The organism is Aminobacter sp. MET-1 (assembly GCF_026521175.1).
Taxonomy (GTDB): domain Bacteria; phylum Pseudomonadota; class Alphaproteobacteria; order Rhizobiales; family Rhizobiaceae; genus Aminobacter.
On the sequence record NZ_JAMSHL010000008.1, the window covers coordinates 193587 to 210377 of the forward strand.

A 16791-nucleotide genomic window follows, 5' to 3' on the forward strand; every position below is an offset into this window, starting at 1 on the left:
CAACGAGGTCGCGCCGAAGCCGGCGTCTCACTCCGGAAGGCCGGCCTTGCGGAAGCCGTCGACGAAATGCCCGAGCGTGGTGGTGTCTCGGAACGGTTCGGTCGCTGCCCAGTGGCTCGTGGTGAAGTCAGGATTGCCGACAAGGAACAATTCGACCTCCGCCCGCGCCTCATCAAGCCGGCCGAGCTGCGCAAGGCTGGCCGCCAGGAAACGGCGCGAACTTGTCCAGTAGGTCTCGTCCCGGCGCATCGTCTCGACGGCGGCTTCGTAGTCGCCGGTAGCATACTGCGCCTGGCCGAGCGTCAGATAGTACCAGTTCGCCGGATATGGGTTGAGCCGGAACGCCTTGCGAATGTGCTCAAGGCCCTCCTCTACCCGCCCAGCCAACACTGCGATGTCGGACAATGCCGCCCAGGTGTCCGCCTCGTTCGGGTCGAGCTCTATCGCCTTGGCGAACTCGGCATCCGCCTCGGCAAATCTGCGCTCATAGGCCAGCAGATAAGCCAGCACCCAGCGGCAGCCGGCGTCGTTGGGATCGATTGCAACAGCCTTGCAAGCGAGATCCAGCGCGACCTTGCGGGCATGTTCGGTCGGCCCGCCGCTGTGAACTGATCCCATCCAGTGATTCAGGGCTAACCAACGATAGGCCTCGGCGTATTCAGGATCGAGCGAGACCGCGCGCGTCAGCATCAGATGCGCTTGCCGCGCCGTTCGCGGCTCATCATCCATCAGTTTGCGCGCCCGCACGCAGAGATCATAGGCTTCGAGGCTCCTGGGCCGATTGCGTGGTGGCAGCGAAGTACGCAGCCGGCCGAGCAACGCATCGACGATCTTGGCTGTGACTTCGTCCTGGACAGCAAAGATATTGTCCAGGCTGCGGTCGAAACGTTCCGCCCACAGATGCTCGCCACTTGCCGCGTCGACCAGCTGGGCATTGATGCGCACGCGCCCAGCGGCACGCCTGGCGCTGCCTTCCAGCAAGTAGCGTACGCCGAGGTCCTCGGCGATCATGCGCACGTCCATCGCCCTTCCCTTATATGCAAAGGCCGAGTTGCGCGCGATGACGAACAGGCCGGCATGCCTGGACAGGTCGGTGATCAGGTCTTCGGTCAATCCGTCGGCGAAGGCTTCCTGCTCGACATCGTTGCCAACATTTACAAAGGGCAGCACGGCGATCGACGGCTTGTCGGGCAGCGGCAAGGATTTTCGCTTGGTGTTACCAAGCTTTTGGACAGCACCGGTGAAGCGGTAGCCGACGCGTGGAACCGTCGATATCCATTCGCCGTCGTCGCCGGTCGGGCCAAGCAGCTTCCTGAGCTGTGCGATCTGGACGGTGAGGTTGCCCTCCTCGACCGCCCTGCCCGGCCACGCCGCGTCCATCAGCTCGGCCTTGCGGAGGATTTCGCCCGGGCGTCCGGCGAGCGCCGCAAGCAGCTTCACTCCACGATGGCTGACAGCAACAGGATCATCGTTCCGGAGGAGCGTTCCCGCATCCGGATCAAGCACGAACGGACCAAAGGCAAAGCGCGATCCCTGCATGCGGCGCATCTATAGCTCGTTTGGAAGTTTTTGGAACTATTTGGCCGAGCTTAACGACGGCGCTGCTCGTATCCTTCAGTAATCATCCTCTTTCAGGTCGAAGGCCCCGCCCCTTCAGATCTACGGAGGTTGAGATGAACGATGCTTTCACCCTTTTGCCGACCCGACATAAGACAACGCGGCCTGGGGTGCCTGTTGCAGCGGCTGATATGCCGCGCCTGGCGACTTTGCGAAACATGGTCGCGACCTGGAGCTGGCGGTCCCGCTTTCGCTGGGACCTTGCACAGAAGTCGAGGGACGAACCTCATCTGATCGACGACATCGGCCTGACGAGACGGCAAGTCGAGGCTGAAATCGCCAAGCACTTCTGGCAGGCATGAGGCGAATGGCACAGGATCGAGAGTTTACGGCGGCGGCAGCGGTTCGCCCGCACCAGCCATCGCGAGAGGATCGTCTCCCATGGGTCGCGATGACAGGCATCATGGCGACGGTTTCGGTTTTCGCCATGGCACAGGGGCTGACCTATCCGCTGCTCAGCTTCATCCTCGAACGGCAAGGGACGACATCAAGCCTGATCGGCCTGTCGGCGGCGATGACGCCGTTGGGATTCATCGTATCCGCTCCCTTGATACCTGCCCTGGCGCTGCGCGTGGGCGCGGCACGGCTTGCGATGCTGTGTTCGACGCTCGCAGCAGCCACTCTCGTGACGATCGCCCTGATGCAGGACGCCTGGGGATGGATGCCGTTGCGGTTCCTGCTCGGATTCTTCGCCAACCCGCTCTACGTGATCAGCGAAACCTGGCTAATCTCGATCACGCCCGCACGACGCCGGGGCCGCATCATGGGCCTCTATTCGTCTGTTGTTTCGGGTGGCTTTGCCATCGGCCCGCTGTCGCTCGGCCTGTTCGGCGCACAAGGGTGGCCGCCCTTCATGATCGGCATAGCGGCCTTCCTTCTCTGCGGCCTCGTCGTGCTTGCCGTCGCATCCCGCCTGCCCGACATGCCGCATGAAGGCCAAGCAATATCGGTCGGTGGCTTCTTTTCGCTGGCACCGCTGCTGTTGCTTGCGGTTTTCACGGCCGCCGCCTTCGAGCAGACCTTGCTTTCGCTGTTTGCGGTCTATGGCGCAGCTCTCGGCAGCGTCGAGGGACGCATCGCTGCGCTCATCACCTGTTTCGTCGCAGGCAATGCCACGCTGCAGATCGTACTCGGGCGCATGGCCGAGCAATTTGGCTCGACGCAGGCTATGGTGTTCTGCGTCCTGTCCTCGCTGGCCGGCTGCCTGTTGCTGCCGTTGGCCTTCAACGCCTGGCTCATCTGGCCGCTCGTCTTCGTCTGGGGTGGGGTCTCGTTCGGGATCTACACGATATCGCTGATCCAGCTCGGCGAGCGTTTCGGCGGCCAGGCCTTGATCGCGGGCAATGCGGCCTTCGCCCTCGCTTGGGGTATCGGCGGCATCGTCGGCTCGCCTGCGACGGGCCTCGCGATGCAACTGATCGGGCATCATGGCCTGCCGTTATCGCTGGGCCTGCTGTGTTGCGTACTGGCGGTGCTTCTGATGGCCCGAAAACGGCGAGGCTGATCGCCGCTTATACCTCACCATTTGTCGGCGTTCGGGCCGCAAGAACCGGCGCGCGCTTCTTTTGCACGTCGGTTCGTGGTTGGAGACGACGTTCTTGCAACCAGAAATGTCTTCAGTTTCAGGCCGGCAGCAGCACCGGGCGCTCCTGAACGATGTCGGATGCAGCGTCCAGCGAGACGGTCGGCCTCTTTTCACCTGACAGCCGACGTCCGCTTTGATCAAACAGTTGCACATGTTCGGGCGCAATGCGGAACGACAGCGGCTCGCCAGCCTTGCGCACCGAACTGCCGACGACATGAGCGATCACGCTCGACTTCGCCACCGTGCCATGAACGAGCTGTGCGGCGCCGAGTTCTTCGGAGAAATCGTACTGTCCGGACAGGCCGCCCGAGCCGAGCTCCACTGCCTCGGCACGGAAGCCGATCGTGATCGGCCCTGGAGCGGCGGCCGGCCAGCGGCTGCGGTCATAGGCCACTGCCTGCCCGTCTTCGAGCGTTACCGTGCCCTTCTCCGGATCGATGATGCCAGGCAGAAGGTTCAGGCCCGGCGTGCCGATGAAGCCCGCGACATAGGTCGTCGCCGGGCGTTGATAGATTTCGGCCGGCGAGCCGACCTGTTCGATACCGCCCTTGTTCATGACCACGATCCGGTCGGCCAGCGTCATCGCCTCAATCTGGTCGTGTGTGACGAACAGCGTCGTCGCACCCAGCCGCTGGTGCAGTTTGCGGATTTCGACGCGCATCGCCACGCGCAGCCTGGCGTCTAGGTTGGACAGCGGCTCGTCATAGAGGAACACCTTGGGCTCGCGGATCATCGCCCGACCCATCGCCACACGTTGGCGCTGGCCGCCGGACAGCTGGCCCGGCTTGCGGTCGAGGAACTCGGCGAGGCCGAGCGACGTCGCCACGGCTTGCACACGCTCGCGACGCTCGGCCTTCGATATGCCGGCGATCTTCAGCGCATAGCCGATATTGTCGGCGACCGTCATATGCGGATAGAGCGCATAATTCTGGAACACCATGGCGCAGCCGCGCTCTCGCGGCTCGAGCTTGTTGACGACCTTGCCTTCGATGGAGATCTCGCCGTCGGAGATCGTCTCAAGCCCGGCGACCATGCGCAGCAGCGTCGATTTCCCGCAACCCGAAGGCCCCAGGATGACGACGAGCTCGCCGCTGGTGACATCGAGGTCGATGCCATGGACGACCTCGCTCTTGCCGTAGGTCTTGCGCACCGCGCGAATGGCGATTTCGGCCATTTTCGAACTCCTTACTTGTCGGTCTGGATGAGGCCGCGCACGAACCAGCGCTGCAGAAGCATGGTCACCAGCACCGGCGGGGCCAGGACGATCAGGTTGGCCGCCATGGCGATGTTCCAGACCGGCGGCTCGCCGAACAACGGTCCGGGAACGACCTTCTGCAGCTGCATGGTGGCGGTGGCGTAGTTCTGGTGGTCGGTGACGACGAGCAGCGGCCACAGATACTGGTTCCACGACCACACGAACATGATGGTGGCGAGTGCGGCCATGTTGGTCTTGGACAGCGGCAGCAGCACCTCGAGGAAAAAGCGTACCGGCCCTGCCCCATCCATCTTGGCGGCTTCCGTCAACTCGTCGGGCACGGTGAGAAAGAACTGGCGGTAGAGGAAGGTGCCGGTGGCGGTCGCGATCAGCGGCAGGATCAGCCCCGAATAGGAATTGAGCAGGTTCCACTCCGGCAGGTTGATGCTGATTCCAACGAAATCGAGCATCGACTGGAATGGCCTCAACGCATCGGCTGCGACCGCATAGGTCGGCACGATGCGCACTTCCAGCGGTAGCATCAGGGTGATGAAGATCAGCCAGAACATCACCATGCGCAGGCGATAGTTGAAGTAGACGATCGAGAAGGCCGAGATCGCCGAAATGCCGATCTTGCCGATGGTAACGCCGCCGGCGACGATCAGCGAGTTGACCATCACACGGTCGAAGTTCCCCCGTTCCCAGGCGGCGGACAGGTTCTCGAACAGATGGCTGCCGGGCCATAGCGGCATCGGCACCTGGTTGACGGTGTGGAAGTCGTGGCTGGCGGCCACGAACACGATCCAGAGCGGAATGAGCAGCGCGATCAGGCTGACGATCAGCAGCGCATGGGTGGCGAAATCGAGGATGGGGGTGCGTTCGATCATGGCTGGCGCTCCGATCAGCTGTAATGGATGCGCCGCTCGACATAGCGGAACTGGATGACGGTGAGTGCGATGACCAAGAGCATCAGCACGATCGATTGGGCAGCGGCGAGCGAGTAGTCCTTGCCCTGGAAACCGTCGGCATAGATCTTGTAGACCATCAGGTCGGTCGCGCGCGCCGGTCCGCCGCCGGTGGTGATGTCGACGATGCCGAAGCTATCGACGAAGCTGTCGGTGATGTTGATGACGATGAGGAAGAACAGCGTCGGTGCGATCAGCGGCAGCTGGACGTCGCGCATCCGCCGCAGCACGCTGGCGCCATCCATGGCGCAGGCCTCGATCACCGATCGCGGGATCGACTGAAGTGCTGCGAGGAAGAAGATGAAGTTGTAGCCAACCATCTTCCAGCTCTGAGCGAAGACGATCAGGGCAAAGGCGTCATAGCCGTCGAGCGCGGGGTTCCAGATGTCGGGGAATACGCGGTTGATGACCGAGACGAAGCCGGCATCCGGCGAAAAGATGAAGCGAAAGGCCAGGCCGACGGCGGGGGCTGCCAGCGCATAAGGCAGGAAGAAGGTGAATTTGTAGACCTGGTGCCCAGGCAGCCGGCGGTCGACGAACAGCGCAAGGATGACCGCGATCACCAGCGACAAAATCGTTGCCATGCCGGCGAAGGCCAGCGAGATCCGCACTGAACTCCAGTACTTTGGGTCGGCGAAGACAGTCTGGAAATTGAGCAGCCCGACCCAGTCATTGTTGCCGCCGAAGGGCGGCTCGAGGGTCAGTGCCCAATAGAGCGCCTCGCCCGAGGGCCAGTAGAAGAAGACGAAGATGAGCAGCATCTGCGGCGCAATGAATGCCGCCGCCAGCCACAGATTGGAAAAAGTGGAGCGCTTTTCCAAGCGACGTCTCCCGGTTTCGCATGCTGAGATGGGCGCCGCACAAGGCGGCGCCCGATTACTTCCTGAGCTTCAGAAGGCTCAAGGCAGAGCAGCGCCCTTGTAGGTCTGCTCGTAACGACGAAGGATCTGGTTGCCGCGTTCGACGGCAGCATCGAGGGCCGTCTGCATGTCCTTCTGGCCGGTGAAGGCCGCCTCGAGTTCGGCGCGGACTTCGGCGCGGATCGAGGTGAAGTTACCGAGGCGGATGCCACGCGACAGCGGGCCGACATCGGAGGCGGTCAGCGAGGCGATGGCGACCTCACGGCCGGCATGCTTAGGGTCGGCATAGAAGCCTTCCTGCTTGAGCAGGTCGAAGCCCTTGGTGGTGACCGGGATGTAACCAGTGTTTTCGGCGATGTACTTCTCGCCGGTATCTGCGGCAGTCACGTATTTCAGGAACGCGGCCGCAGCCTCATATTCCTTCTCCGACTTGCCCTGCATCAACCACAGCGAGGCGCCGCCGACCAGCGAGTTGGTGCGCTTGGCGGCGTCGATCACCGGCAGCATCGCCACGTCCCACTTGAGATCGGCGACCTGGGTGTTCTTGACAGTGCCGTGGTTGGCGATCGAGCTGATCGTCGAAGCGCAGCTGCCGTCGGCGAAGGACTGGATCAGGTTCTTGCCGACCTGGGTGGTCTGGATCTTGGCGTAGCCGGCGTCGAGCCAGCCCTTGAAGTCCTTCATGTGGTCGACGAAGGCGGTCTTGTTGAAGACCAGTTCGGCGCCGAGGCCACCATAACCATTGTCCATCGAGGCGACGGGAATGTTGTTGGTGGCGGAGAACTGCTCGAGGTTCATCCAGGTGTCGAAATCGAAGGCGAAACCGCATTCGACGCCGGCGGCCTTCATGGCCTTCAGGTCTTCGCCGAACTCGGCCCAGGTCTTGGGAGCGCTGGTCTTGTTGATCTTCGCCCAGGCATCCTTGTTCCAGTAGAACACGGCCGACGACGAGTTGTAGGGGAACGACCACATGTCGCCGCTGTTGGTGGCGTAATAGTTGGCGATGCCTGGGAAGTAGCCCTTCCAGTCGATGTCCATCTTGTGGTCTTCGGCGAACTTGTTGGCCGGGTAGATGGCGCCCGACAGCATGAAGTTGACCGTACCGGCGTCATAAATCTGGACGATCGTCGGCTGCTGCTTGGCGCGGTAGGCGGCAATCGTGTTCTGCTCGGCCTTGTCGTAGCCGCCCTGGCCGGTGCAGACGGCCTCGTACTTGTCCTGCGATTCATTGAACAGCTGGCACTGCTTGGCAACGACCTCTCCGAGGTCGCCGGTCAGGCCATACCAGAATTCGAACTTGGTGCGCTCGGCCGCGCCCGCGGCCGTTGCAATGGCGCTTGCCGCAGTCGCAAGCAGGATCAATCGTTTCATCCGTCGTCTCCCTCGGGAAGCTGGTGAGCACTACGCTCGCAGCAGCCCCTACCCCGCCGGGATGACAGGCACGTTTTGATCCAGTGACAGAACGACGACAATCAACTGGCGCGCAGACAAGGCCTCCGCACGGTGCTCTCTGCAACAAGACAAGCGATCAGACGCCGGTCTCTCTGATCTCGAAAACATTGCCGCCGCTGGTCTCGAAACGGCCGGCAGCACCGCGCTGGAGCGAATAGCATTTCTCCTCGCCGGAGCGGAAATCGCCCCATTCGGTGCAGAGTTGGTCGCCGCGCACAGACCAGCGGCCGGTGTCGCCGGCACGTTTCGGCGCATCGACCGATATCTCGGCGCGGCCGTCGGGCAGAAGCATCAACTGGCCGCTGAACCAGCCGCCCTGTTCCCACCAGGAGATCGAGCGACCGACGAGTTCGTTGCGGATCTCGCCAGAACTCATCTCGCCGGCATATGCGGCGGCAGGCGCGGCCAGGCTCGCCGACCCGATCAAGAGCACCTGCAGGAAGCGTCCCATTGCCGCAAATCCGTTCATGACATTGCGATGACGATTCAATGACATTTGCCGGCCAATGTCCATGGGCGGACACGGCCTGTGCGCTGTCAACAAAGCGTCACGCACGCGCAAAACGGCTGACACGAAGCGGCATCAGTCTGGCCGGGGTTTTCACCCGAGGGGCCGAACGCCCCGCCAATCTCCACGAGGAACAGACAATGCTTGCCAATGGCACCGCCGGCACCGGCATATCAGCGCACAAGCGCGCCGACGACCTTTCCGATTTCGCTGACGAACTCGACATGATCGAGGCGTTGGGCGTCGAATCGATCGAGTTGCCCACCTACGACATGGACATCGTGGTCGGCGGCAAGATCCGCAAGCCACAGCTCGAAGCGTTGAAGCGCGCAACCGCCGGCCGCGACGTCGGCTTCTCCGTACATGGCCCGCTCGCCATCAACTTCATGGACGAGGCCTTCCGCCTGCCGCGCCATCTCGAAATTCTCGAAGCCTCGCTCGAAGTGGCCGCCGAAGTCGGCGCCGAGAACTATGTCGTCCATTCCGGCTTGGCGCCGCTTCAGCAGGGCAACGGTCTCGAGGCAGCCTATGGCCGCCAGCGCGAGTGGCTGGCCAAGGCCGGCGAGATCGCCCTCCAGCACGGCCAGTTCCTCTGCGTCGAGACGTTGTTTGCGGGTTATGACGGCCGCATCCACACCGCCTCCCCTTCGCGCCTGGCCAGGGAACTCGAAGCCATCGGCCACCCCAACGTCGTGGCTACCATCGACTTTAGTCACGCCTATCTGAAGCTCGACTTCGACGGCCGCCGTGGCGACTTCGTCGAGGAGATCAAGGCGCTGGCGCCTTATGCCCGCCATCTGCACATCCACGACAGCTTCGGCCGCCAGGACGATATCTGGATGTTCACCGACGGCGAGCGCCTGGCCTATGGCCATGGCGACCTGCACCTGCCGGTCGGCTGGGGCGACATTCCGTGGGATGCGCTGATGGCCGAATGCAGCTTCCCCGAGGGCGTGCTGTTCAACATCGAACTCAAGCAGCGCTACTGGTATGCGGCCCAGGACACCGTCGACGCCACCAAGGCGATGGCCGAAAAGGCACAGGTGATCGGCCAGGCCCGCGCTGCCTGATCAGCCTTCATCATATTTGCCAACACGGCGTCGGGGGAACCCGGCGCCGTTGTCTTGTTTTCGGGCTGTCGGCTTGGCTATCTCGGCCCGATTGTGCTTGTCACAAAGGGATCCGGCGCAGATGCACGGCGCTCGGTCTCGGTCGACAATACCACCAACATGCCCAGGCCGAGCGCGATGGGCGCAAACAGCATCGCCACATGTGCGAGGCACAGCAGCGTGCTCCACCGCTCGGTTTTCCTGCGCCCGTCGTCCATGGTCCGTCCCCAGAGAAGTCGTATCCTCGGTACCTGGCGATGATGTCCAGATTGGGCCGCAATTCAGCTGGCTGCCAACAGGGTTAATGCCTGGTATCTTTCGTGCCGCCTGAAAAATCGGCGGTGCTCGGCGCCCTCTGCCATTCAAGACCTTGGCTGTCGTCGTGTTCCGGCATTAGCCTCGCTTTTGAACAACCGGAGACACGGCGTTGAGCGACGAACGCACCGCCCACTGGGACAACATCTACGGCACCAAGGCCGAGGACAGCGTCAGCTGGTTTCAGGACACGCCGGAGCCGTCGCTGTCGCTGCTCAAGCTTGTGGGCGCCATGCCGACCTCAGCGATCATCGATATCGGCGGCGGCGCTTCGCATCTGGTCGACGCACTGCTCGATCTTGGTTTCGTCGATGTCACCGTGCTCGACCTGTCACAGACGGCACTGGACGCCGACAAAGCCCGGCTGGGCGCTGCGGCCGGCGATGCCAAGTGGATTTGTGCCGATGTGACCGAATGGCGGCCTGGACGACGCTACGACGTCTGGCATGACCGCGCTGCATTTCATTTCCTGACCGACCCCGCCGATCAGGCGCTCTATTCCGCAGCGCTGGTCCAAGGGCTGGCGATAGGCGGGCACGTCATCATTGGCACGTTTGCGCCCGATGGGCCGGAGAAATGCAGCGGCCTGCCGATCGTCAGGCACGATGCCTCCAGCATCGGCAAGATCTTGGGCGACGGCTTCGAACTGGTCGACAGCAGGCGACACGACCACCGCACGCCATGGGACAGCGTCCAGCAATTTCAGTTCAGCACATTCCGCAGGAGGCACTGAGGCACGCCCTGCCCGCGTGTTAGCCGCCGAGCAGATTGCGCCAGGCCATGTAGACGGCAACGACCATAATCATCAGTGCAAACAACACGTTGAGCGCGCCCTTGCGCGTCTGCAGCATCATGGCTGCGCGCGAACCACCGAGCCCGCCGACAACACCTCCGGCGACGAAGACCAGGGCCAGCGGCCAGTCGACCATGCCCGACAGGGCGTAGGAAATTGCTGTCGTCATGCCGAAGGCAGCAACCGCCACCAGCGACGAGCCGATGGCGTTGATCATCGGCATGCCGGTCGAAGCGACCAGGCCGGGCACGATGAGGAAGCCGCCGCCAATGCCAAAGAAACCCGACAGCAGCCCTGTGCCGCCGCCAAAGCCCATGACCTTGGGCGCGTTTTCACGCGTGCAGACGGCAGCTGGGTCACCGACGATACTACGGCTCCGGAACATCAACGCGCCGACGACCAGCATCAGGCCGGCAAACAGAAGCAGCAGGTGGCGGCCATCGATGGCCTTGCCGAGCGACGAGCCGAAGAATGCGCCGAGCACGCCTGAGGCGCTGTAGACGGCCGCGCAGCGCCAATTGACCGTGCCGTTGCGGGCATGGCTAGCGAGGCCGGTCACAGCGTTGGCCGCCACTGAAACCGCACTGGTGCCGATGGCGAGATGGGCGTTGGGTACGCCCACGAGATAGACCATCAGTGGTACGGCGAGGATCGAGCCTCCGCCACCGAACAGCCCGAGAGTGAGGCCGACGACCCCGCCCGAGAGGGCGCCCAACAAATATTGAACGGGTTCCAGCAACATGGCCCCGGCCCTTTCCAAACTGAATTGTCGAAGTGGATGGCCGGATCCGCTGCCGCAGTCCGGCCGGGAAGATCATACCGTAGCGGCGGCGAGCTTCCTGCTGGCGGCCATGCGGGCCAACCACATGCCGAGGAACATCATCGGCAGGAACACATAGGCGCCGGCGGCGCCGAGCGTTGTGGCCGTGAGCGCCGGCCCCGGGCAAAAGCCGCCAAGACCCCAGCCGATTCCGAAGACGGCGGGTCCGACCAGCACTTTTCGGTCTATGCCGGTCGTCGCCGGCAGATGGAAACTGTTGGCGGCCACGGGTTTGGGGCGCTTGAGGACGATGCGGTAGCCGAAGAAGGCGGTGACGACCGCGCCGCCCATGACGAAAGCAAGCGACGGATCCCATGTACCGAATACGTCGAGGAAATTCAGCACCTTGGCCGGATCCGACATGCCCGAGACGACAAGACCGATGCCGAACAGCAGGCCGAGCGCGAGATTGACAAGGAATGACATGGTCACGCTCCCACGAGGTGGCGGACGACGAAGACGGTGGTGAAGGCAGTCGCCATGAAGGTCAGCGTCGCCATGAGCGAGCGGAGCGAGAGTCTCGATAGTCCGCAGACGCCATGACCGCTGGTACAGCCATTGCCATAGACCGAACCGAAGCCGACGAGCAGGCCGGCGACTGCCATCAACGGCAGGTTGGATGAGACCGACTGCAACACAGCCTGGCCCGAGGCGACGGAATAGATCAGGGGAGCCGCGACCAGCCCGAGCACGAAGCCGAGCCGGGACAAGAAGGCGCCGTCGAGATAGGGCGGCAACAGGCGGCCGGCGATGCCACTGATGCCGGCGATGCGCCCTTCCCAGGCCATCAGCAGAACCGCGGACAAGCCAATGAGCACGCCGCCAAGAGTGGAGGCGATCGGAGTGAACTCAGTCATTTCTTTCAGCTTTCGTTGCTGGCGCCCGCGTCAGGGGCACAGAACATCTGGTAGAGCAGGGTGACGACCGCCCTCACCCGATCATCGGCGAGCCGGTAGAAGACGGATTTCGATTCCTTGCGTCCGACGATCAGTCCGGCATCGCGCAATTCGGCAATCTGCTGCGACAGCCCCGGCTGCCTGATGCCGAGACCATCCTCCAGTTCACGCACGGAGCGCTCGCCGTCGACGAGCGCGCAGGCGATCATCAGCCGGTTGGGATTGGCGAGTTTCTTCAGGAATTCCGATGCCTCCCCTGCCCGTTCGAGCAGATCGGAAACCGGCATATTCGGTTCCTGGGCCATGGTCCTCTACCCCCAGTTTGCGCCCTGCAGCGCGTCGAGCGGGAACTTCAGATAGCGCTTGCCGTCGGCTTCGGGCTCGGGCAGGCGGCCGCCATTGATGTTGATCTGCAGCGCGTGCAGGATCAGCTTCGGCATCGGCAAGGTGCGGTCACGCGCTTCGCGTACCTCGACGAACTCGGCCTCGGTCGGTAGCTTCGAGATATGGGTATTGCGGGCTTTCTGCTCGGCAACGGTGCTTTCCCATCTCGGCTCGCGACCGCCCGGCTGATAATCGTGGCCGGTGAACAACCTGGTTTCCGCCGGCAGAGCCAGGATCTCCTGGATCGACTGCCACAGCCGCTTGGCGCTGCCGCCGGGGAAGTCGGCACGAGCGGTACCACTGTCGGGCATGAACAGGGTGTCGTGGATGAAGGCTGCATCACCGACCACATAGGTGATCGAGGCCAGCGTGTGTCCGGGTGAAAACAGCACCTTTGCCTCGAGTTCGCCGATCGTAAAAGTCTCGCCCTCGGCGAAGAGCTTGTCCCACTGCGAGCCGTCGGTGGCGAGGCTGGGCCAATTGTAGATGGCCTTCCAGAGTTTCTGGACGTCGACCACGCGTTCGCCGATGGCGGTGGACGCACCGGTCTTCGATTTGAGATAGCGCGCCGCGGAGAAGTGGTCGGCATGGGGGTGAGTGTCGAGGATCCACTCGACCGTCAGCCCCTGCTCCTCGATGAAATCGAGAATGCGGTCGGCGCTTACAGTTGCGGTCGACCCCGACTTCTCATCGAAATCGAGCACCGGGTCGACGATCGCGCACTTCTTCGTGGCCGGATCGGCGACGACATACTGCACCGAGAACGTCCGGGGATCGTAAAATGCGGTCACTTCGGGTTTCAAAGTCATGGTCAGCCCCATCGTCATGTCGAAGGTCGTCAGGAATTGTTGCTCAGCCAGTCCTTGGCGCCGGCGAAATTGACGTCCAACCGCTGGCCGAGTGCGTCGAGATCGGTCAGCGCCAGCCGGCCGTCGAGCACTTCGCCGATCGCCCAGAGCGTGGCCGAGCGCGTGCCGCCCTTGCAGTGCGCAAGCACTGGCCCCTCTGCCTCGGCAACCGCCTTCTGGAAGGCGCGCACGGCTTCCCGCGTGTAGCGGCCCGGCGCAACCGGGATGTTGACGAAATCCATGCCCGACTGCCCTGCCCGATCGGCGGCGTCCGCCATGCTCGGCTGGCTCGGGTCTTCATGCTCGGGGCGATTGTTGATGATCCTGCGGATGCCAGCCTCTCCAGCCGCAATCACGTCCGCGTCGGTCGGTTGCCCCGAAATCCAAAGCTTGTCCGTCAGCTGCTTCATCACACATCCTCTCAAAATCGTTCCAGGCATCAGCCTCAACGACTAGATATGCATGATTGCATTTTTATGCAATAGTTTTTTTGCAATTAAAAGGATTACGCCTACTCGTCGCGTTCGTGACGTCGCTTGTTCCAATAGTCGAGGCGCTTCTTGATATCACGCTCGAAGCCGCGCTCGTTCGGTACATAGAAATCGCGCCGGTTGGGGCCGGCAAGCTCGTCCGGCATGAACTCCTGGCCCGAGAAAGCGTCGGGATAGTCGTGATCGTAGCGGTAGCCTTCGTGGTAGCCCAATTCCTTCATCAGCTTGGTCGGCGCATTGAGGATATGCTTGGGCGGCGCAAGCGAGCCAGTCTGCTGGGCAAGGGCGATGGCCTGGTTGAAGCCCATATAGGAGGCGTTCGACTTGGGCGCAGTGGCCACATAGGTGATGGCCTGCGCCATGAACAGGCGCCCTTCGGGCCAGCCGACCCGCTCGAACGCCGTCCAGGCGGCGATGACCTGCTGAAGCGCCTGGGGGTCGGCCATGCCGACATCCTCCGAGGCAGCGCAGGCGAGCCGGCGGAAGATCGTGCCGGGGTCTTCGCCACCGACCATCATGCGCGCGCCCCAATAGAGCGCCGCCTGCACATCCGAACCGCGCAGGCTCTTATGGAAGCAGCTCAGGAGGTTGTAGTGCTCCTCCTGGCCCTTGTCGTAGATCGGCGCGCGCTTCTGCACGGCCTCGGCCAGCCCGGCGACATCGAGCATGGTGCCAGCAGGCAGGGCGAAAAGTTCCTCGCACAGCCCGATGAGATAGCGGCCGTCGCCGTCGGCCATGGTGAACAGGGTGTCGCGGGCGGCATCGTCGAGCGGCAGCTTTTTGCCCGAATGCGCCTCGGCTCGCTCTGCCAGGATCGCCAGATCTTCCTTTTCGAAGCGGCGAAGCGTGTAGACCTTGGCGCGCGACAGAAGTGCCGCGACGAGGCTAAAGCTCGGGTTCTCGGTCGTCGCGCCAATCAGCACGATCGTGCCGTCCTCGACATGCGGCAACAGCGCGTCCTGCGTCGTGCGGTTGAAGCGGTGCAGCTCGTCGACGAAAACCACCGTCTGCCGCCCTGCTCCGCCGCGCAGCTGCCTGGCGGCTTCGACGACCTTGCGCAGGTCGGCAACACCCGACAGCACCGCCGAGAGCTGGACGAAGTCGAGCCCCACCTCCTTGGCCACCAGGCGCGCAATCGTCGTCTTGCCGACGCCGGGGGGGCCCCACAGGATGAAGGACGAAACCTTCCTCGTCTTGATCATCCGGCCGATCGGTCCGTCCGGCGCGAGCAGATGATCCTGCCCGATGACCTCGGACAGGCGCTGCGGACGAAGTGTTTCGGCAAGCGGGCGCGGCACGGCCTCGTCGAAAAGGGAGCTCATAAGGCCACCCTTTCCGAATGTTGGCTGTCGTGCAGGCTTGCGGCCGCTTTCAGCATGACTGCCGAACCGGTCAGTAACGCAGCATCTGCCGCATGAGGCGACCGTCGCGCTCGACGGTGAAACGCCACCAGCGCGTGTCGATCTCGACAAGCTGCTTCAGCTTCGCAGCACTGTCGATCACCTCGCCGTTGACCTCGCGGACGATGTCGCCGCGCTGGAAGCCGAAACCGGCCGCCGGCGAGCCGCTGTCGATGCCTACGATCGCCACACCCTTGGCGTCGGTAGCAACGCGCAGGCGCTGGGCCAGGCGCGGCGACAGCTCTGCCACCTTGGCGCCGGCGAACGGGCTGCGCCCGCGCAGCACAACTTCATTGGAACTGGTGCCTTCGGGTGCACGCTCGAGTGCCACCTCGACATGGCGTTCCTCGCCCTTGCTCAGCACGGAAAGCGTTGCCTTGCCACCGATAGGCTGGGTAGCGAGGCGATAGTCGAGTGCCTCCATGTGCTCGATTGCGGCGCCATTGAAGGCCAGCACGACATCGCCCGGCTTGAGGCCGGCGCGTGCAGCGGGGCCGTTGTCGTCAACCGAAGAGATCAGCGCGCCGGACGGGTGGTCCATGCCGAGGGATTCGGCGATCTGGGCTGTCACCGGTTCGAAGGACGCGCCGATGAACGGCTTTTCGAAGAACTCGGCGCCGCTCTTGGCAGCCTCGGTGAAGGCCCGAACCATGTTGGACGGAATGGCGAAGCCGATGCCGATCGAGCCGCCGCTGCGGCTGAAGATCGCCGTGTTGATGCCGACCAGCTGGCCGCCCATATTGATCAGCGCGCCGCCCGAATTACCAGGGTTGATGGCAGCATCTGTCTGGATGAAGAAACCGGAATCCGACACGCCGATATGGGTACGCGCCAGCGCCGAGACGATGCCGCTCGTAGTCGTCTGGCCGACGCCGAACGGATTGCCGATGGCAAGCACGAGATCACCAACCTGCAGCGCGTCGGAATCGCCTATGGCAATCGTCGGGAACGGCTTGTCGGACTCGATCTTGAGGACCGCGAGATCCAGCGTCTCGTCCTTCAGCAGCACCTTGCTGGTGAACTCACGTCCGTCGGAGAGCGCGACCTTCACCTGGTCGGCATCCTGGACGACGTGATTGTTGGTGACAACGATGCCGCTGGGATCAACCAGCACGCCGGAGCCAAGCGACGAGCGCTGCCTCGGGCCAGAACGGCCGAAGAACTGCTCGAAGAAGGGGTCACCCTCGAAGGGCGAACGGACGCGCACTTGCTGCGAGGCATAGACGTTGACCACGGACGCCGCCGTGTCCTTGACCAGCGGTGCAAAGGACAGCTGCATTTCCTCGCGACCGAATGGAACGCGGCGATCGGGTGCGGCCGGGGTCGCTGCCCCGTCCTTCTTGCCGCCGTTCAGCAGGTCGGTCAGAACATCCGACAGGCCGGGCTCATCGGTACTGGGCTTCGCCGCCTCCTGGGCGACCGCTGCACCTGATAGCGCCATCCAGGCGCACAGCACGAGCAGGGACAAACGTTTCGCGCGCATGGCGAATCCTCCAACGCATAGTTGGCGCCATTGTCCCGACGATTGTGCAAATTGAAAGGCTTAACAGCCG

General features: G+C 63.1%; 17 protein-coding genes and 1 pseudogene. 4 read left to right on the forward strand and 14 right to left on the reverse strand.

The features are described from left to right. Positions 1 to 27: 27 nt before the first annotated feature. Positions 28 to 1548: a winged helix-turn-helix domain-containing tetratricopeptide repeat protein gene (locus NDO48_RS14080; protein WP_018427884.1), complete on the reverse strand. Its 1521-nt coding sequence runs from the start codon at positions 1546 to 1548 to the stop codon at positions 28 to 30. 125 nt (positions 1549 to 1673) lie between these two features. On the opposite strand from NDO48_RS14080, the gene NDO48_RS14085 reads away from it, so the two are divergent. Both NDO48_RS14085 and NDO48_RS14090 read left to right on the forward strand, forming a co-directional pair. Next, on the forward strand, positions 1674 to 1919 hold the full coding sequence (locus tag NDO48_RS14085) for a DUF1127 domain-containing protein (protein WP_416377201.1): 246 nt from the start codon (positions 1674 to 1676) through the stop codon (positions 1917 to 1919). A gap of 5 nt (positions 1920 to 1924) precedes the next feature. Beyond that, positions 1925 to 3121 carry an MFS transporter gene (locus NDO48_RS14090; RefSeq protein ID WP_416377202.1) on the forward strand — a complete coding sequence of 399 codons (1197 nt, stop codon included), beginning with the start codon at positions 1925 to 1927 and terminating at the stop codon, positions 3119 to 3121. Between the two features lie 118 nt (positions 3122 to 3239). Here NDO48_RS14090 and ugpC read toward each other — a convergent pair whose 3' ends face one another. From ugpC to NDO48_RS14115, 5 genes are all read right to left on the reverse strand, one after another. After that, positions 3240 to 4376 (reverse strand): sn-glycerol-3-phosphate ABC transporter ATP-binding protein UgpC, encoded by a 1137-nt coding sequence (gene ugpC, locus NDO48_RS14095; protein WP_267321663.1) that lies wholly within the window; start codon positions 4374 to 4376, stop codon positions 3240 to 3242. Between the two features lie 11 nt (positions 4377 to 4387). Then, positions 4388 to 5284 carry an ABC transporter permease subunit gene (locus NDO48_RS14100; protein ID WP_018427880.1) on the reverse strand — a complete coding sequence of 299 codons (897 nt, stop codon included), beginning with the start codon at positions 5282 to 5284 and terminating at the stop codon, positions 4388 to 4390. Positions 5285 to 5298: 14 nt separating this feature from the next. After that, positions 5299 to 6183: a carbohydrate ABC transporter permease gene (locus tag NDO48_RS14105; protein WP_018427879.1), complete on the reverse strand. Its 885-nt coding sequence runs from the start codon at positions 6181 to 6183 to the stop codon at positions 5299 to 5301. Between the two features lie 78 nt (positions 6184 to 6261). Then, complete coding sequence (locus NDO48_RS14110) at positions 6262 to 7593, reverse strand: extracellular solute-binding protein (RefSeq protein WP_026227177.1); 1332 nt, start codon at positions 7591 to 7593, stop codon at positions 6262 to 6264. Between the two features lie 157 nt (positions 7594 to 7750). Further along, the gene (locus tag NDO48_RS14115; RefSeq protein WP_157632715.1) at positions 7751 to 8170 is read right to left on the reverse strand and encodes a hypothetical protein; all 420 of its coding nucleotides are present in this window, start codon (positions 8168 to 8170) and stop codon (positions 7751 to 7753) included. 152 nt (positions 8171 to 8322) lie between these two features. Here NDO48_RS14115 and NDO48_RS14120 point away from each other — a divergent pair, with 152 nt between their 5' ends. Next, on the forward strand, positions 8323 to 9252 hold the full coding sequence (locus NDO48_RS14120; protein WP_267321664.1) for a sugar phosphate isomerase/epimerase family protein: 930 nt from the start codon (positions 8323 to 8325) through the stop codon (positions 9250 to 9252). Positions 9253 to 9329: 77 nt separating this feature from the next. Here NDO48_RS14120 and NDO48_RS14125 read toward each other — a convergent pair whose 3' ends face one another. Then, complete coding sequence (locus NDO48_RS14125) at positions 9330 to 9509, reverse strand: hypothetical protein (protein WP_018427875.1); 180 nt, start codon at positions 9507 to 9509, stop codon at positions 9330 to 9332. A 209-nt stretch (positions 9510 to 9718) separates the two neighbouring features. Here NDO48_RS14125 and NDO48_RS14130 point away from each other — a divergent pair, with 209 nt between their 5' ends. Beyond that, the gene (locus NDO48_RS14130) at positions 9719 to 10339 is read left to right on the forward strand and encodes a class I SAM-dependent methyltransferase (protein WP_267321665.1); all 621 of its coding nucleotides are present in this window, start codon (positions 9719 to 9721) and stop codon (positions 10337 to 10339) included. 19 nt (positions 10340 to 10358) lie between these two features. On the opposite strand, the gene NDO48_RS14135 is transcribed toward NDO48_RS14130, so the two are convergent. The 7 genes and pseudogenes from NDO48_RS14135 to NDO48_RS14165 form a co-directional block, all read right to left on the reverse strand. Next, on the reverse strand, positions 10359 to 11141 hold the full coding sequence (locus NDO48_RS14135) for a sulfite exporter TauE/SafE family protein (RefSeq protein ID WP_267321666.1): 783 nt from the start codon (positions 11139 to 11141) through the stop codon (positions 10359 to 10361). 72 nt (positions 11142 to 11213) lie between these two features. Next, positions 11214 to 11645, reverse strand: a complete 432-nt coding sequence (locus tag NDO48_RS14140) for a DUF6691 family protein (protein ID WP_267321667.1) — start codon at positions 11643 to 11645, stop codon at positions 11214 to 11216. A 2-nt stretch (positions 11646 to 11647) separates the two neighbouring features. Then, positions 11648 to 12076: a YeeE/YedE family protein gene (locus NDO48_RS14145; protein ID WP_267321668.1), complete on the reverse strand. Its 429-nt coding sequence runs from the start codon at positions 12074 to 12076 to the stop codon at positions 11648 to 11650. A gap of 5 nt (positions 12077 to 12081) precedes the next feature. Continuing rightward, positions 12082 to 12402 (reverse strand): ArsR/SmtB family transcription factor, encoded by a 321-nt coding sequence (locus NDO48_RS14150; protein ID WP_267321669.1) that lies wholly within the window; start codon positions 12400 to 12402, stop codon positions 12082 to 12084. 24 nt (positions 12403 to 12426) lie between these two features. Beyond that, positions 12427 to 13757: pseudogene (gene blh, locus NDO48_RS14155) on the reverse strand (bifunctional sulfur transferase/dioxygenase Blh). A 101-nt stretch (positions 13758 to 13858) separates the two neighbouring features. Continuing rightward, positions 13859 to 15160: a replication-associated recombination protein A gene (locus NDO48_RS14160; RefSeq protein WP_267321670.1), complete on the reverse strand. Its 1302-nt coding sequence runs from the start codon at positions 15158 to 15160 to the stop codon at positions 13859 to 13861. A gap of 70 nt (positions 15161 to 15230) precedes the next feature. Beyond that, positions 15231 to 16721 (reverse strand): DegQ family serine endoprotease, encoded by a 1491-nt coding sequence (locus tag NDO48_RS14165; RefSeq protein ID WP_018427866.1) that lies wholly within the window; start codon positions 16719 to 16721, stop codon positions 15231 to 15233. Positions 16722 to 16791 lie beyond the last annotated feature (70 nt).

Bases quoted from the DNA above. Each gene is read 5' to 3' on its own strand.
- NDO48_RS14080 (WP_018427884.1), bottom strand. From the start codon at position 1,548: ATGCGCCGCATGCAGGGATCGCGCTTTGCCTTTGGTCCGTTCGTGCTT.
- NDO48_RS14085 (WP_416377201.1), top strand. From the start codon at position 1,674: ATGAACGATGCTTTCACCCTTTTGCCGACCCGACATAAGACAACGCGG.
- NDO48_RS14090 (WP_416377202.1), top strand. From the start codon at position 1,925: ATGGCACAGGATCGAGAGTTTACGGCGGCGGCAGCGGTTCGCCCGCAC.
- ugpC (WP_267321663.1), bottom strand. From the start codon at position 4,376: ATGGCCGAAATCGCCATTCGCGCGGTGCGCAAGACCTACGGCAAGAGC.
- NDO48_RS14100 (WP_018427880.1), bottom strand. From the start codon at position 5,284: ATGATCGAACGCACCCCCATCCTCGATTTCGCCACCCATGCGCTGCTG.
- NDO48_RS14110 (WP_026227177.1), bottom strand. From the start codon at position 7,593: ATGAAACGATTGATCCTGCTTGCGACTGCGGCAAGCGCCATTGCAACG.
- NDO48_RS14115 (WP_157632715.1), bottom strand. From the start codon at position 8,170: ATGTCATTGAATCGTCATCGCAATGTCATGAACGGATTTGCGGCAATG.
- NDO48_RS14120 (WP_267321664.1), top strand. From the start codon at position 8,323: ATGCTTGCCAATGGCACCGCCGGCACCGGCATATCAGCGCACAAGCGC.
- NDO48_RS14125 (WP_018427875.1), bottom strand. From the start codon at position 9,509: ATGGACGACGGGCGCAGGAAAACCGAGCGGTGGAGCACGCTGCTGTGC.
- NDO48_RS14135 (WP_267321666.1), bottom strand. From the start codon at position 11,141: ATGTTGCTGGAACCCGTTCAATATTTGTTGGGCGCCCTCTCGGGCGGG.
- NDO48_RS14140 (WP_267321667.1), bottom strand. From the start codon at position 11,645: ATGTCATTCCTTGTCAATCTCGCGCTCGGCCTGCTGTTCGGCATCGGT.
- NDO48_RS14145 (WP_267321668.1), bottom strand. From the start codon at position 12,076: ATGACTGAGTTCACTCCGATCGCCTCCACTCTTGGCGGCGTGCTCATT.
- NDO48_RS14150 (WP_267321669.1), bottom strand. From the start codon at position 12,402: ATGCCGGTTTCCGATCTGCTCGAACGGGCAGGGGAGGCATCGGAATTC.
- NDO48_RS14160 (WP_267321670.1), bottom strand. From the start codon at position 15,160: ATGAGCTCCCTTTTCGACGAGGCCGTGCCGCGCCCGCTTGCCGAAACA.
- NDO48_RS14165 (WP_018427866.1), bottom strand. From the start codon at position 16,721: ATGCGCGCGAAACGTTTGTCCCTGCTCGTGCTGTGCGCCTGGATGGCG.